At 60.5% G+C, this 15,819-nt stretch carries 14 protein-coding genes and 1 pseudogene; 10 read left to right on the top strand and 5 right to left on the bottom strand.

All coding sequences use genetic code 11. The annotated features are described in order from the left end of the window. Positions 1-2: 2 nt before the first annotated feature. Positions 3-1,058: an aldo/keto reductase gene (locus EN859_RS15830; RefSeq protein WP_127853828.1), complete on the bottom strand. Its 1,056-nt coding sequence runs from the start codon at positions 1,056-1,058 to the stop codon at positions 3-5. A gap of 22 nt (positions 1,059-1,080) precedes the next feature. Then, entirely contained in the window at positions 1,081-1,725 is a 645-nt protein-coding gene (locus EN859_RS15825) for an aspartate/glutamate racemase family protein (protein ID WP_245525588.1), read from the bottom strand. A 438-nt stretch (positions 1,726-2,163) separates the two neighbouring features. Between EN859_RS15825 and EN859_RS15820 the strand changes: the two genes are divergently transcribed. From EN859_RS15820 to EN859_RS15795, 6 genes are all read left to right on the top strand, one after another. Then, positions 2,164-3,147: an ABC transporter permease gene (locus EN859_RS15820; RefSeq protein ID WP_210237698.1), complete on the top strand. Its 984-nt coding sequence runs from the start codon at positions 2,164-2,166 to the stop codon at positions 3,145-3,147. 94 nt (positions 3,148-3,241) lie between these two features. Next, positions 3,242-4,177: a sugar-binding protein gene (locus tag EN859_RS15815; protein WP_210237697.1), complete on the top strand. Its 936-nt coding sequence runs from the start codon at positions 3,242-3,244 to the stop codon at positions 4,175-4,177. A gap of 48 nt (positions 4,178-4,225) precedes the next feature. Beyond that, on the top strand, positions 4,226-5,746 hold the full coding sequence (locus tag EN859_RS15810; protein ID WP_348632928.1) for a sugar ABC transporter ATP-binding protein: 1,521 nt from the start codon (positions 4,226-4,228) through the stop codon (positions 5,744-5,746). 61 nt (positions 5,747-5,807) lie between these two features. After that, the gene (locus EN859_RS15805; RefSeq protein WP_127853824.1) at positions 5,808-6,701 is read left to right on the top strand and encodes an NAD(P)-dependent oxidoreductase; all 894 of its coding nucleotides are present in this window, start codon (positions 5,808-5,810) and stop codon (positions 6,699-6,701) included. A 136-nt stretch (positions 6,702-6,837) separates the two neighbouring features. Next, positions 6,838-7,863: a LacI family DNA-binding transcriptional regulator gene (locus EN859_RS15800; RefSeq protein WP_245525587.1), complete on the top strand. Its 1,026-nt coding sequence runs from the start codon at positions 6,838-6,840 to the stop codon at positions 7,861-7,863. 116 nt (positions 7,864-7,979) lie between these two features. Further along, entirely contained in the window at positions 7,980-9,062 is a 1,083-nt protein-coding gene (locus EN859_RS15795) for a tartrate dehydrogenase (protein WP_127853984.1), read from the top strand. 58 nt (positions 9,063-9,120) lie between these two features. Here EN859_RS15795 and EN859_RS15790 read toward each other — a convergent pair. The 3 genes and pseudogenes from EN859_RS15790 to EN859_RS15780 form a co-directional block, all read right to left on the bottom strand. Further along, a pseudogene (locus EN859_RS15790) lies at positions 9,121-9,257 on the bottom strand (mandelate racemase); the annotation flags it as partial. Positions 9,258-9,386: 129 nt separating this feature from the next. Continuing rightward, positions 9,387-10,358 (bottom strand): ornithine cyclodeaminase family protein, encoded by a 972-nt coding sequence (locus tag EN859_RS15785; RefSeq protein WP_127853822.1) that lies wholly within the window; start codon positions 10,356-10,358, stop codon positions 9,387-9,389. 15 nt (positions 10,359-10,373) lie between these two features. Continuing rightward, on the bottom strand, positions 10,374-11,177 hold the full coding sequence (locus EN859_RS15780; RefSeq protein ID WP_127853821.1) for a glucose 1-dehydrogenase: 804 nt from the start codon (positions 11,175-11,177) through the stop codon (positions 10,374-10,376). A 268-nt stretch (positions 11,178-11,445) separates the two neighbouring features. Here EN859_RS15780 and EN859_RS15775 point away from each other — a divergent pair, with 268 nt between their 5' ends. The 4 genes from EN859_RS15775 to EN859_RS15760 all read left to right on the top strand — a co-directional run bounded on the left by EN859_RS15775 (position 11,446) and on the right by EN859_RS15760 (position 15,804). Further along, entirely contained in the window at positions 11,446-12,324 is an 879-nt protein-coding gene (locus tag EN859_RS15775; protein WP_127853820.1) for an NAD(P)-dependent oxidoreductase, read from the top strand. A 329-nt stretch (positions 12,325-12,653) separates the two neighbouring features. Beyond that, complete coding sequence (locus EN859_RS15770; protein ID WP_127853819.1) at positions 12,654-13,886, top strand: sugar ABC transporter substrate-binding protein; 1,233 nt, start codon at positions 12,654-12,656, stop codon at positions 13,884-13,886. 186 nt (positions 13,887-14,072) lie between these two features. Further along, entirely contained in the window at positions 14,073-14,990 is a 918-nt protein-coding gene (locus tag EN859_RS15765) for a sugar ABC transporter permease (protein ID WP_127853818.1), read from the top strand. Next, positions 14,971-15,804, top strand: coding sequence for a carbohydrate ABC transporter permease (locus EN859_RS15760; protein WP_189502001.1), 834 nt, complete (start codon positions 14,971-14,973; stop codon positions 15,802-15,804). Before EN859_RS15765 ends, EN859_RS15760 begins: the two co-directional genes overlap by 20 nt. Positions 15,805-15,819 lie beyond the last annotated feature (15 nt).

Raw genomic sequence — 15,819 nt, 5'->3', positions numbered from 1 at the left:
TTTCAGCCTTCGGCAAAGTCTCGGTGCAGCGCCAGATCGGCCTCGCAGAAACGATCCCTGGCAAAGTTGCGTTGGTGCCAATAGGGATAGATCAGCGGAATCGTGCTGACCGCCGTCAGGCGGGCGCGTTCCTCATCCGACAGGCGCAGGCTGACGGCGGCAAAATTGTCGCGGAACTGCGCCTCGTTCCGGCCCCCGATCACCAGCGAAGATACGCCTGGGCGCTCCAGCAGCCAAGCCAGTGCCACCTGTGCCGCCGACACGCCGCGCGCATCGCCGATTTCCACCAGCACATCGACGATGTTCCACAGCTTTTCCATGTCGCGGATCGGCGGCTCCGTCCAGCCCGCGAACTGACGCGAACCTTCCGGGGTGGCCACACCGCGCCGGTGCTTTCCCGACAGCAGGCCGGCGGCAAGTGGGCTCCAGACCAGAACGCCAAGCCCCTGATCGACGGAAATCGGCAGCAACTCGTATTCCGCCTCGCGCGCCTCGAGCGTGTAGTGGATCTGTTGGGTGACAAAGCGCGGGCGGCGGTCGCGGTCGCTGACGGCAAGCGACTTCATGATGTGCCAGCCGGAATAATTTGAGCAGCCGATGTAACGCACCTTGCCCTGCTGGACGAGCGTATCCAGCGCGGCCATCTTTTCTTCGACAGGAGTGGCGCCGTCCCATTCGTGGATGTAGTAGATGTCGATGTGATCGGTGCGCAGGCGCTTGAGGCTGCGTTCGCATTCACGGATCAGGTGAAAGCGCGATGCGCCTTCGTCGTTGGGTCCGGTACCTGTGCGCATCCGCGCCTTGGACGAAATCAGCACCTGGTCGCGCCGCCCGTCCAGCACCTCACCCAGAATTTCCTCTGACAGGCCGTTCGAATACATGTTCGAGGTGTCGAACAGGTTGACGCCCGCATCGATGCACAGGTCAACAAGGCGGAGCGCGTCTTGCACGCCCTGCTGGCCCACCATCGCAAAGGGGCCGGTGCCGCCAAACGTAAAGGTTCCCATCGTCAGGACAGACACCTTCAGGCCAGAGCGGCCAAGTGTTCTATATTCCATTTCTTTCTTCCATTTCAGTTGGTTAAGCGATCAAGGCCCTGCGCAGATGGCGCATCCCGATTTCGGGGCTGGTCAGGACGGGCAGGGCGCCCATCGCGCCCCGCACCGATGGCAGCACCCGCGCCACAGAGGCTTGGGCCAGCAGAATCACATCCACCTGCGGGGCAAGATCGCGCAGGCTTTGCGCCACTATGCGGTCATGCCCTTCGGTGTCGCCCTGCGACAGCCGTTCAAAGGCGCCGTCGGACACGACGCTGGTGATGGCGCAGTCGTGTCCAAGGCGGGCGGCAGTGCGTCGGATCAGATCGGTCGTCGGGTCAAGCGTGGTGCGCAGCGTGGCCAGCACCCCGATGCGCTGCCCGGTTCCGACTGCCTCGATCGCCATGCCTTCGTCGATGCGGAACAGCGGCACCGGGCACAGCGGGCGTGCAGCCTCAACCGCCGGACCAAGCGACGAACACGTAACGACGACCGCATCCGCGCCCGCGTCCACGGCCGACCAGACCATGCAAGTCAGCCGGCGCATCGTCAACGCCGACAGCGTGCCTTCGCGGATCGTGATGCGCAGCAGGCTTTCGTCCAGCGTGTTGAACGTCGCCCAGCCGGGCAGGTCGAGCCGCGCCAGTGATTCGAACACCGGGATCAGCCCCGGAACGGTGTGGATCATCGCAAGCGTGCCGGTCGAGGGGCGATTTATCAGTGACATTCCCTGTCTTTCCCCCTGATCCAGGCGGCCGTAGCACCGTAATCGCGGTTCCCGTTTCCGGATAGCAGCGCTGTCATCGCTGCAGAGCAGATCGCGTTAGCCACAGAAAATTGAAATTCTGCCTATTTTCAAGAGATTTCTCGCCGCACATGCCGCCTCCTTGCGAAAAACGCATCGCGTTATTCTCAAAATGAAGGTTGACGGTCGCCGTATCCTTCGCAAAAATGACAGCGCTATCATTTTATCGCCATGGGGATCCGCAGGAAACCGACGCGGAGCGGCCGGTGGTGTTGCTGTCGGGTTCGCACGGCTGGGCTTGCTGGCACAGCATGAGGTCGGGCTCAGGCAGGCCGAAGACGAGCGGAGGGAACGTGCATGTCCATATCTGGTAACAAGGCGGTGCTGGAAAAGCCGCCCGCTCGCATCTGGCATGAACTTTACCAACTGCGGCACGTGCGCGAAGTGAACGTGCTGGTCGCCATGCTGATCGTGGGCGCGCTTATCAGCCTCTACACGCCTTACTTCCTGACCACGAACAACCTCATGGGCGTCTTTCGCGCCTTTTCGCTGACCGCGATCATGAGCATCGGCATGGTCATGGTGATCGTCACGGGCGGCATCGATCTGTCGGTCGGATCGGCGATGGGCCTTGCCTCGCTTGTCACGGCGCTGTGCTTCGATGCCGGCTATTCGACCGGCGTCAGCATCGGCGCGGGCGTTGCGGTGGGCATGGTCTTCGGACTAACCAACGGCCTCTTGATTACTGCCATCGGCCTGCCGCCCTTCATTGCCACGTTGGGTACCCTCAGCATCGGGCGCGGTATGATGTACATGGTGACGCACGGCGTCCCCGTCACTCCCGAAACGCCTCCTGCATTTTCCCTGCTTGGGCAGGGCTACCTCGGGCCGGTCCCCGTTCCCGTTGTGATCATGCTTGTTTTGATGGTGCTGTTCGCGTTGATCATGAAGCGGACGCGCTTTGGCCGCCACGTCTATGCCACCGGCGGCAACGAACAGGCGGCCCGGCTCAGCGGGGTCAAGACGAACCGGGTCAAGCTGGCGGTTTATATGCTGTCATCGACCATCGCCTCGTTGGCCGGGATCATCGGGTTCTCGCGCTATCTGACGGCAGAACCGGCGTCAGGCTTCGGCTCTGAACTGGATGTGATCGCCGCGGCGGCAATCGGCGGGGCCAGCCTTGCAGGCGGCGTCGGCAGCGTCACCGGTGCCGTGATCGGGGCTGCGCTGGTCGGCGTCATCGCCAACGGCGTCGTGCTGCTGAACATCAATACCTATGCCCAACAGGCAATCACCGGCGGGGTCATCCTGATCGCCGTCAGCCTGGACGTGCTGCGCAACAAACTGACGGGAGGGAATGGCTGAGGAAAAGCTCTCTGATCAACGCCAAGACGAAAAGTTACGACCAAGACAAAACAAAGGCCCGTCTCAGGAACGAGCGGGCAAGGAGGAAAGACTGATGCGTACCTTTATGAAATTAGCTCGTGCGGCGGCGATGGCTTCCGTCGCGATTCTGGCGAGCACCGCGGCGTTCGCCCAGGACATCACGATCGCCGTGGTGCCGAAAGTTGCCGTGCCGTTCTTTGACGACTGTAACACCGGCGCGCAGGCCGCTGCCGATGCTCTGGGTGTCAGCTACCAGTGGGTCGTTCCGCAGAACACTCAAGGCGCAACCCAGGTCAAGATCATCGAAGACCTGATCGCCCGCCAGGTCAATGGCATCGCCATTTCGGTGAACGAGCCGAAGTCGGTCGAAGGCGTGATCAAGCAGGCGATGGACGCAGGCATCAAGGTCGTGACCTTTGACAGCGACAGTGGCAAAAGCGGTCGCAGCCTGTATATCGGCACGATCAACAAGCAGGCCGGCGTGACGATGGGCAACTCGATGGCCAAAGCGCTGGGTGGCACGGGCAAGATCGCCATCGTGACCGGGCAGCTTGGCGCATCGAACCTGAACGAGCGTATCGACGGCGTGAAAGAAGCGCTGGCTGCGTACTCGGGAATCGAGATCGTTGCCGTCGAAGGCACCGAAGACGACCTCGCCAAGGCCGTCTCAGTGACCGAAGCGCTGCTACGCGGCCACCCGGATCTGGCTGGCATCTTCGGCATGAGCCAGGTTGGTGGCCCGGCTGTGGCCAAGGTTCTTGCACAGCAGGAATTTGCTGACCGCAAGGGCAAGATCGCCGTCTTCGCCTTTGATGACCTGCCAGACACCATCCAGGGTGTAAAGGACGGCTACATCAACGGCATCATGGTGCAGCGCCCCGTGACCATGGGCAAACTGGCCGTCGAACATCTCGTTGCCCAGGTCAAGGGCGAAGAGACCGAAAGCCAGGACGTCGATACCGGCGTGACCGTGGTGAACGCTGACAACCTCGGCAGTTATACGAAGTAAGCTGTCGAGCGGGGCGGAGCCTTCTCCCGGCTTCGCCCCTTTGTTCTTATGAAGGCCGAGGCGTCGATGTCCTATTTCCTTGAAATGCACGGTATCGCCAAGACGTTTCCCGGCGTCAAGGCGCTGAACCGGGTCGATCTCCAGTTGGCGCGAGGAGAGGTGCATGTCCTTGCCGGTGAGAATGGCGCCGGAAAGAGTACCCTGATGAAGATCATGACCGGCGTATATCGCGCCGATCGGGGTGGGGTGATCCGTGTCGATGGGCAAGAGGTGGTGATCAAGGATCCTGTCCATGCCAGCGCACTGGGGATCAGCATCATCTATCAAGAGCTGGCGGTGGTGAACAACCTGACCGTGGCCGAAAACATCTACCTTGCACGCGAACCGCTTGGCGCGGGCGGGCTGATCGACAGCCGCAAGATGAACGCCGATGCCCAGGCCGTGCTGGCCGAACTCGACATGAAGATCGAGCCGACGACAAAGGTCGGCAACCTCAGCATAGGGCAAAAGCAGATGGTGGAGATCGCGCGCGCGATTTCCTATCGCTCAAAGCTGATCATCATGGACGAACCGACTGCCTCCCTCAGCCACCACGAGGCATCGACGTTGATGCGGATGGTGCGCAAGCTGGCGTCGCAGAACGTCGGTGTGGTCTACATCTCGCATCGACTGGACGAGATTTTCGAGATCGGCGATCGCGTGACCGTGTTGCGCGACGGCGAAACCGTCGACACCCGCCTGATTGGCGACATGACGCGCGACATCCTCGTGCGCAAGATGGTCGACCGCGATATGTCGCAGCTTTTCGGAGAACACAACTCGCACGCCACCAAAGACGTGCTGCTGTCCGTACGCGGCCTCGGGCTGAAGCGGCCCACCTCGCGCGGGGCGCGGGTGGCGGATGTCAGCTTCGATCTGCACAAGGGCGAGGTGCTGGGTTTCTTCGGGCTGATCGGCTCCGGCCGGACCGAGATCATGGAAATGATCTTCGGCAGCCGCCCCAGCGTCGGCGAAATCCGGGTCGAGGGGCAAAAGGTCTCCATTCGCGAACCCTCGCAGGCCATCGACCTCGGGATCGGTTTCGTGACCGAAGACCGCAAGGAACTGGGCCTCGTCCTAGCCATGTCCGTGCGCGAGAATTTCAGCCTGACGCACCTGTCGGATTACTGCACGATGGACGTGGTGGACCGCAAGCGCGAGACGGACGCTTGCCTTGCCTATATCCGCTCGCTGGGGATCAAGACACCGTCGCCTGAACAAAAGTTGCTGAACCTGTCGGGCGGCAACCAGCAGAAGGTCGTGATCGCCAAGTGGGTAGCACGCAAGCCACGCATCCTGATCGTCGACGAACCGACGCGCGGCATCGACATCGGCGCCAAAGCCGAGGTGCACGCCCTGCTCAACCGGCTGGCCGAGGCTGGGATGTCGATCATCGTCGTCTCTTCCGACCTGCCCGAGGTGCTTGCCATCAGCGACCGGGTCGTGGTCCTGAAGGAAGGGCGCATCGCCGGTGTTCTTGACCGCGAAGATGCGACACAGGAACGGGTCATGCTGGCGGCTACGGGCTGATCCCGCCACGTGACAGATTACGCAACAGCCTGACGAATTATCCAATTGACGGAGACTGACCATGACGAAACGCATCATTTTTACGGGTGGCACGGGCAAGGCCGGTCGCCATGCCGTGCCGCATCTGCTTGCCAAGGGCTATTCGGTCCTCAATGTCGATCTGAAGCCGTTCGATCATCCGGGCGTCAACACGCTGATCACCGACATCACCGATAGCGGTCAGGTGTTCAACGCGCTGACCACGCATTTCGGCTTCGACGGCTACAATGACGGTGCTCCGCCCAAGGCTCCCGACGCGGTCGTGCATTTCGCCGCCGTGCCGCGCGTGATGATCAACCCCGACAACACAACCTTCGCCGCCAACACCGTGGGCACCTACAACGTGATCGAAGCGGCGATGAAGCTGGGCGTGCGCAAGGTCATCATCGCCAGTTCCGAAACGACCTACGGCGTCTGCTTTGCCGAAGGCGACAAGGACTACCACTCTTTCCCGCTGGAAGAAGATTACGACAACGACCCGATGGACAGCTACGGTCTGTCCAAGCTGGTCAACGAAAAGACCGCCCGCGCCTTTGCAATGCGCTACGGCGCCGACATCTACGCTCTGCGCATCGGCAACGTGATCGAGCCGCATGAATACGTGAACTTCCCCGGTTACCTCGACGATCCGATGTGCCGCAAGCGCAACGCCTGGAGCTATATCGACGCCCGTGACCTGGGCGAGATCGTGCATCTGTGCCTGGAAAAGGACGGGCTTGGCTTTCAAGTATTCAACGCCGTGAACGACACCATCACCGCCGACCTGCCCACGGCGGAATTCCTTGCGAAGTTCTGCCCGAAAACCCCGATCACCCGCACGATGGGCCGCGACGAGGCGCCGCTGTCGAACCGCAAGATCCGAGAGGTTCTGAATTTCAAGGAAGCGCACCCGTGGCGCAACTATGTCAAACGCTAACCTTTGCAAAAAGGGGCGGCTACATGTCGCCCCTTGGCGCCTTCGGGCGCAAAACAAATATACAACCCCGCTTGGATCGTGGCATCACAGCCGTTCAACCACCGTCTGAATGCTGCCTCCGAAAAAGGGGATCCCGTTGACGAAGACCAAGCAACGCCTTCAGGGAAAAAAAAGCAAGGTGACGGTCCACGAGGTGGCGCTCCTGGCCGGTGTCAGTGAATCCACCGTGTCGCGAATCATGCGTAATCAGGGGCTGGTGGCCGAAGCGACTCGCGCCAAGGTGATGGAAACCGTCCGCACCCTTGGTTATGTACCCAACCGCATCGCTGGATCGCTGGCATCACTGGATTCACATCTGGTCGGGGTCGTGGTTCCCTCGCTGTCAAATATTGTCTTCCCCGAGGTGTTGCGGGGCATCAGTGCCGGGCTGAAAACGTCGAACTATCAGGCGGTCATCAGCATCAGCGACTATGACATGGACCGCGAGGAAACGCTGGTGCGCGGCTTGCTTGCGTGGAAACCTGCGGCGATCCTCATCGCAGGCTTCGATCACACCATGGCCACCCGTCGCATGCTGGACCAAAGCGGCGTGCGCGTGGTCGAGATGATGGATATCGACAGCGCCCCCATCGACGTTGCTGTCGGCATGTCGCACCGGCGAGCGGGTTATGCCTCGGGCCAGCACCTGATCTCGCGCGGATACCGACGATTCGGCTATGTCGGACATGACTGGACCGCCGATCGTCGTGCGCGCCTGCGCTATGACGGCCTGTGCGAAGCCCTTGGCCAGGCGGGACTGTCCTTCATCGCCCATGCCATCGCCGACGGCCAAAGTTCCATTGCAGCAGGACGGGAACAGACGGCGCAGCTTTGCGCCACTTCATCGGTCGATGTCGCAGTTTATTCCAACGACGACATGGCGGTGGGCGGCATATTCCACTGCCTCGCGGCGGGCATTGCGATGCCGGACAAACTAGCGATCTTCGGCTTTAACGGTCTGGATATCGGGCGGGAATTGCCGCAGCCCCTGTCCACGATGCGTTCGAACCGTTTCCTGATCGGGCAAAAGGCGATCGAGGCAATCCTTCAGGCCCCTGAACGCCCCGAAACACCGTCAATCATCGACACCGGATTTGAGATCTTCCCCGGGGCTACGGCCTGACCCCGCAGCAAGGCAGGGCATCACCACGCGACCGAGGCGATCCTGGCTACAACATCTCGAAAGCCGGGGTAAAAGTATTCACAGAGGCATGCGGTCCGGCCGAGGGGAGATATATGGTGCGAGAGTTTTCTATTGCCGCGATACCTGCGGATGGGATCGGCCCTGAAGTAATCGGTGCCGGCATCGCCGTGTTGAAGGTGCTGGCCGAGCGGCGCGACGATCTGCGGCTGAACTACGAGATCTTCGATTGGGGGTCGGCGTATTACAAACGCCACGGGGTGATGATGCCGGCCGATGGATTGGAAAGGCTCAAGCGTTTTGATGCCATCTTTTTCGGTGCTGTTGGCGCGGTCGACGTTCCGGACCATGTGACTCTGTGGGGGTTACGGCTGCCGATCTGCCAGGGCTTCGACCAATACGCCAATGTGCGGCCGGCCAAGATCCTCCCGGGCATCACTTCTCCGCTACGCAACGCGGGCGTCGGCGATCTGGACTGGGTGATAGTGAGGGAAAATTCGGAAGGCGAGTACTCGGGCGCAGGCGGTCGGGTTCACCGCGGATTGCCGGAGGAAGTGGCTACCGAAGTATCGGTGTTTACGCGAGTTGGCGTCGAGCGCATCATGCGTTACGCCTTTTTGTTGTCTCGCTCGCGCCCCAAGAAACGCCTGACTGTCGTAACCAAGTCCAACGCCCAGCGCCACGGCATGGTGATGTGGGATGAAATCGCTGAGCACGTCTCACGCGACTTTCCGGACGTTGTCTGGGACAAGATGCTGGTCGACGCCATGACGGTGCGCATGGTGATGAAGCCGCAAAGCCTCGACACGATCGTTGCGACCAATCTGCACGCTGACATATTGTCCGACTTGGCTGGCGCGCTGGCCGGTAGCATCGGCGTGGCCTCGACAGCCAACATCGATCCCGAGCGACGCTTTCCCTCGATGTTCGAGCCGATTCACGGTTCCGCCTTCGATATCGCGGGCAAGGGAATCGCCAATCCGATTGCTACTTTCTGCACGGCCGTTCAGATGCTGGATCATCTGGGCGAAGGCGCCGCGTCTGCCCAGTTGATGCAAGCCATCGAGCGGGTTTGCGCCTCCGGCATCATGACGCCTGACCTGGGTGGCAAGGCATCGACCAGTGATGTCACCGACGCTGTCTGCAGGGCGATACGCGGCCATAATATTCTCGATGCCTGAGTTTCGGTGCGGTGCAGACCTCTCTGGGAGCCTGACAAGCCCTCTTCCACAGCGATGTGTCCGCGAACCCGCCGAAGGGCTGGATGTCTGGATAGGATTTATTGCCGCCGAGATGCAGGCCGGCCGCGATGTTAACGACATCTGATGCCCGCCATGGCGGCGCGACGACCAGCCGAAATGAGGCCGTAAAATCTCATCCTTGGCGCCGACATCTACGCCTTGCGTTGGGCGCTATGCCCGATCCGCTCGCCGAAGCGCTGTGGCGGCCGGCCAAGTGCGCGAAGCACGGTTCGGCGCATGTACCTCGGCGGTCTGCGCTCGCGTTCAGAAATCCACACTTGCACCAAGCCCCTGCTCGGTGGCGCGCTTGACGGCCAGGTTTGCCACCACCAGATCCTGCAGCGAGACGCCGGTACCGTCAAACAGGGTAATCTCGTCGGCACTGCGTCGCCCTTCGGCTATCCCGGCGATGACGGAGCCAAGGCTTGCGCGCACGTCCTTCTCGCCGATCAGGCCCGCAGCGTACGCGTGCTGGCATTCGCCGATGGTGAAGGACTGGGCAGCCTCGTCCACGAAGATTGCCGTTGTAGCGACCAGGGAAGGGTCGAGCTCCTGCTTGCCTTTCGTGTCAGCGCCCATGGCGCTGATGTGGGTGCCGGGACGGACCCATTGCTTTTGCACCAGGGCCTGCTGCGACGGCGTGACCGTGATCAATACATCGGCATTGGCCGCCACTGCCTCGCGCCCGACCTGCGGCAGATAATCGAGACCAAACTCCCGGACCGTCTCACCAAAGGCTGTGAGATTGGCGAGCGAGGTATCCCAGGCGAAAACCCGGCGGATGTTCCGTACCGCCAATGTCGCCCGCAGCTGATAGGTCGACTGCGCTCCTGTCCCGATGATGCCCAATGTCTGAGCGTCCGGGCGGGAAAGATATTTCGTTGCGATGGCACTGGCCGCGCCGGTTCGCACACCGGTAAGATAGTTGGCGCTTATCAGCGCCGCGGCGCGTCCGGTCTCGGGATCGAAAAGCAAAGTGGCGGACTGATGGTTAGTCAGGCCCCGGCCCAAATTGTGGGGCCAATAGCCGCCGGCCTTGAGCCCAAGGAAGGGGGCGTTGACGTCAGCACCGGTCTTGACCCCGAAGACGGCATCCCGGTAGCCCACGATCTCGCGCACCACGGGGTAATTGCGTGCGTAGCTCCTGGCCATCGTCGCGAAGGTCTGTTCGACTGCGCCGATCGCGTCTTCGACGCTCACCAGGCGGCGCGCCAGGTCTTCGGAAATGATCAGCATCGTGGACTTTCCAACTCAGTCGTTGCGGGATTCGAGGATGAATTCGTCGATCATCACGTTCATTCCGGCGAGCAGACCGCCGTCCACCGGCAGCACCGCGCCGGTGATGTAGCCAGCCTGATCGGAGCCGAGAAACGCCACGGCATTGGCGATGTCCTCGGGTTCGGCGACGCGGCCCAGCGGGTACCAACGCGCCAGCTTTTGGAACACCTGTGGATCCTTCTGCTGGCGAGTGGTCCAGGTGATGTTGTCGGTGCGCACGGAGCCGGGGCAGACCGCATTGCAGCGAATTCCGTCGCGGCCGAATTCGCTGGCCACCGACTGGGTGAGACTGATGATCCCAGCCTTGGCGGCGCTGTAGCTGGGGTTGCCGAAATAGCGCGTGGCGTTGACCGAGGAGATGTTGACGATCGCCCCGCCGCCCTGCGCCCGCATCAGCGGCAAGATGGCACGGATGCAGTGATAGGTGCCATTGAGATTAACGTCGATTTCCTTGTGCCAGCCGTCGAGCGCAATGTCCGCGAGATTGCCGGCGTCGGTGAAGGCGGCGTTGTTGACCAGGAGCGAGATGGGACCAAGGGCGGCGGTGGCATCGGCGAACGCCGCCTCGACTTCCGCAAAATTGGTGATATCGGCTTTGACGAAATGCGTCCGGGCGCCGGCGGCCTTCAGCAGCTCGACAGTTTCGCGTCCCCAATCCTCGTTGATCTCGGCCACGGTGACCGCCGCGCCCTCGCGCGCCAACTGCAGGGCTATCGCGCGTCCGATCCCGTGTCCTGCGCCAGTCACCAATGCCACCGTGCCGGAATGCCGCGACATCTCTGCTTCCTCTATTTTAAGCCAAGGCCACCTGGATCCACGCTCGGGACTGGGACTGCCCCAATTTCCTATTCTCGCCGCTCAGCAACATCTAACCTTAGCAGTCGACATCATTCGCAGCCCAATGCCCAAGACACATGGCGGAATCAGAATTTGGCATTCGCACGGGCGTCCACCGTGCAACTAGACTTCGCCCATCCTGCAACGCCGACTGACCACCACGTGGGTTTGGGCGAACGGTGCCGCGCGCAAATTGGAGGAAGTCGAAATGAAAAACGTGATTGTTACCGGCGGCAGTGGCAAGGCGGGTCGGGCGGTTTGCAGAGACTTGGTTGCGCACGGCTACAGCGTCCTCAATATCGACATGCAGCCCTCCACCGATCCGATATGCCCATTCTACAAGGTGGATCTGAAGGACTTTGGACAGGTCATCGATGCGATGCAGTGGACCGGCGGCAAGGATCATCCGTTCCGCAAGTTTCGTACCCCCGATGCGGTGGTACATTTTGCCGCCGTTCCGGCTCCCGATCTGGTCCCGGAAGACGTAACCTTCCGCAACAACGTGATTTCGACCTATCACGTCTTTGACGCTGCCATCCGCAGCGGGGTCAAGCGCATCGTCTGGGCGTCAAGCGAAACGACTTTGGGGTTGCCGTTCAATCCGGCCAATCCGCCGGCCTATGCGCCGATCGACGAGGAGCATCCGATGCGCCCCGAGAGCGCCTACTCGCTTTCCAAGGACCTCGGCGAAGAGATGGCACGTCAGATGCAGCGCTGGAATCCCGACACGACATTCATCGGACTGCGCCTTTCCAATGTGATGGAGCCTGGCGACTACAAGCGCTTCCCCGGATGGCAGGAGGACGGGCACCTGCGCGAATGGAATCTCTGGGGTTATATCGACGCCCGCGACTGCGCGCAGGCTGTCCGCAAGGCCCTGCACGTTGACTTCGTCGGCGCCGATCACTTCATCATTGCCAATGCCGACACCGTCATGGAATGCGAGAGCGCTGCGCTGATGAAGCAAATCTATCCTGGGGTCCCGCTGCGAAAAGCTCTCGACGGCAGAGAGACCCTGCTGTCCATCGACAAGGCGCGCCGCGTACTCGGATTCACGCCGGAATATTCCTGGCGCAATGCGCAATAGAACACCCAGCGCTGAAAGGCGTTGACGGTTGCTGTTTTGTCCTATTTTTCGCTTGGGGCGATTCGCCCGAGGAGCGCAGCCATGAGTTCGCGCGCTCGGGTTTTCCTCTTGATGGAACCTCGCCAGAAGGCATCGGGACGTCTCTGAATCGGCAATCCGGTGCGACGCCCGACGACAGCTCAAACTATGCGGCAGCTTCATACCGGCATGCGATAATTCTATTTTCTAGCGCGTGCCGTGCAGCGCAATGTGAGCCTACTGCCTAGGCTGTTGGAAGTCGCCATTCGGAACTCCACCTCAGCAAGGATGGCAGATGGAGAACGACAGAGATGAAGCCCATATCATGGAAGACAATAGCAGCTTCAACGCTTGCCATTGGCGTCTTGGGAGCAATTGTTCCCGCACAGTCGCAGACCCGCGTCGATTTCACGGTCGCGGAATATAGTTCGAATACCGGTCCTTATTTCGAGCAAGTTGCGGCTGCCTTCGAAAAAGAGAATCCGGACATCGACATCAAAATCCAGGTCGTGCCGTGGGATACGCTGCTGCAGCGGCTGACCTCTGACATCGCCGGCGGCACCACACCTGACATATCGATCATCGGAACGCGCTGGCTGCTCGACTTCGCCTCGCAGGGCGTAGCTGAGTCGCTGGATGCCCACCTGACGCCCGAATTCAAATCGACTTTCATCGACACCTTCATGGCCCCTTCGGTCGTTGACGGCAAGATTATGGGACTGCCGGTCGCGGCGTCCGCCCGTGCGATGATGATCAACACGGATCTGTTCGAGAAGGCAGGCGCTACGCCCCCGACCAACTGGGACGAATTCTACGACGCGGCCAAGAAACTTTCCGCGCTCCCCGATACCTTTGGTTTCGGTTTGCAAGGCAAGGAGATCGAGACGGACGCATACTATTACTACTCGCTGTGGACGCACGGCGGCGACATCCTCAAGGCCGACGGCACCAGCGGGCTCGACAGTCCTGAAGCTCTCAAAGCTGCGGTCTTGTACAAGACCATGATCGACGAGCGTCTGACCCAGCCGTCGCCGACCAACTACAATCGTGAAGAGGTCTTCAACCTGTTCAAGCAGGGCAAGGTCGGCATGGTTTTCACCTTTCCAATGCTGATCCCCCAAATCAAGGCTGAGGCACCCAATCTGCACTACAAGATCATGCCCTTTCCCGAAGGCAAGGCAAAGGCCACGTATGGGGTCACCGATACGTTGATGATGTTCGCCAATTCGGACGTCAAGGACGCAGCCTGGAAGTTCATCGAGTTCGCCTACAAGGACGAATGGCGCACCAAGTTCGATCATGGCGAAGGCTTCCTGCCTGTGACCAAGAACGTCGCAGCAGAGGAATTTTACAAGACCGACCCAGATATCTCCGGCTTCGCCGCCGGTCTGCCCTACGCCAAGTTTGCTCCTACCATCGCAAACTGGGAGGAAATCGCCGACATCACCGTTCGGACGATGCAGCAGATCTATCTGGGCCAGCAGGCTCCGGAGGCCGCCCTTCAGGCCGCTGCGGCGCAAATCAACACTATCCGCAGCAAGTAGTACCGTTGGTTTGTAGGGGCGGCAGCCCATTGCCGCCCCTTTTTCCAACTAGAGCGGCGGACTTTCAAGTCGAATTGTACAGCCGCTCTAAACTTTTGTTTGAGCATCGGACCCAAAACCGGTACCCACTTTGGGTCCGATGCTCTAGGCAATTCATATAACCCCGCCGAAACCCTGGTTCAGCGTATGAAATCTGCATTGCGTTCGACGCCCCTGCTGATGATCCTGCCCAGCCTGGGGCTGGCGATGTTCGTCATCGGCTACCCGATCGTCGATCTGGCGTGGACGTCTTTGCATGAAGTCAGCCGGTTTGGGCAGTTGCGGGACTTTGCCGGACTGTACAACTTCACAGACGTCTTCGGTGAACCGCTGTTTTACGAATCGCTGTGGCGCACCATAATCTGGACGGTCGCAGTGGTGGGTGGGACCCTGCTCATCTCGCTGCCCGTCGCCCTCGTCCTCAACGACGATTTCATCGGTCGCAGCCTGGCGCGCGTGATCATCATGCTGCCTTGGGCGATCTCGCTGACGATGACGGCAGTGGTCTGGCGCTGGGGTCTCAATGGCCGCGCCGGGCTCCTCAATGCCACGCTGATGGACCTGCATGTCATCGCCGAGCCGATCGAGTGGCTGGCCACCGCACCACTCGCGTTCACCGCTGAAATCCTGATCGGCATCCTGGTCTCGATCCCCTTCACGACCACGATCTTTCTCGGGGGACTCTCGTCGCTGCCCCAAGATTCCTACGAAGCATCCGTGGTTGACGGGGCGACGGGCTGGGACCAGTTCCGCTATATCACGCTGCCTTTAATGAAGCCCTTCATCAACATAGCGATCGTGCTCAACGTCATCTACGTGTTCAACTCGCTGCCCATTATCTGGGTCATGACCGAGGGCGGCCCCGCCAACGGCACCGATATTCTTGTGACATATCTCTACAAGCTGGCTTTCCGCTTCGGCCAACTGGGCAAAGCCTCGGCCATTTCGCTGATCATGTTTGGTGTCCTGCTCATATTCACGGCTCTCTACGTGGTTATGGTCATGCGTGCCGAAACCGACAGTACCGTTGACGGGGAGCACAAAGATGATGATGTCGCGGCTTAAGAAAAGCATCCTCTACTGGGTGCTCCTGTCGCCACTGATGATCGTCATCCTATTTCCGTTCGGGTTGATGTTCGTGACCGCCGTTCGTCCACGCGACGAGCTCTTCGTGTATCCGCCCCGATGGACCTTCAGCGAGTTCCATTGGGGCAATTTCGTAGACATGTGGGGGAAGACCAATTTCGGTGGTGCATTGCTCAACAGCCTCTATGTGAGCGTATCGTCGACTGCGCTTGCCCTGGTCCTGAGCATCCCCGCGGCCTACGCACTTTCCCGACATCGGTTCCGCGGCAAGGGCAGCTATCGCAACTTCCTGCTGATGACGCAGATGATGTCACCCATCGTCCTGGTCCTCGGCCTATTCCGGCTGATGGTGCAGTTCGGGCTGGTCAACAACCTGAACTCTCTGGTGCTCACCTATGCGGCGTTCAACATGGCATTCACCATTTGGATGCTGCAGAGCTATTTCAACACCATTCCACGTGAACTCGAAGAGGCTTCGTGGATGGACGGGGCCAACCATTTCGTCAGCCTGACGAAGATATTTCTGCCGCTGGCGGTGCCGGCAATGGTGGTCACGGGCATCTTCTCATTCATCAATAGCTGGAACGAGTTCGTCCTCGCCCTCACCATGATCCGCTCCACGGAGAACTACACCCTGCCGGTGCAGATCTTCGCGCAGGTTGCGGGCCGCTATCAAATTGAATGGCACCACGTCATGGCCGGAACGGTTCTGGCTACGGTGCCAGTGGCTATCGTCTTCTCATGGCTCCAGCGCTACCTGATCCGCGGCATGGCACTGGGAGCCGTAAAGTAGCCACCGCCGGACACA

The sequence above is a fragment of the Mesorhizobium sp. M00.F.Ca.ET.216.01.1.1 genome, from assembly GCF_004010325.2.
Lineage (GTDB): Bacteria > Pseudomonadota > Alphaproteobacteria > Rhizobiales > Rhizobiaceae > Mesorhizobium.
The sequence above is the reverse complement of the archived record's forward strand: the minus strand, read 5'-3'. Positions and strand labels throughout refer to the sequence as shown.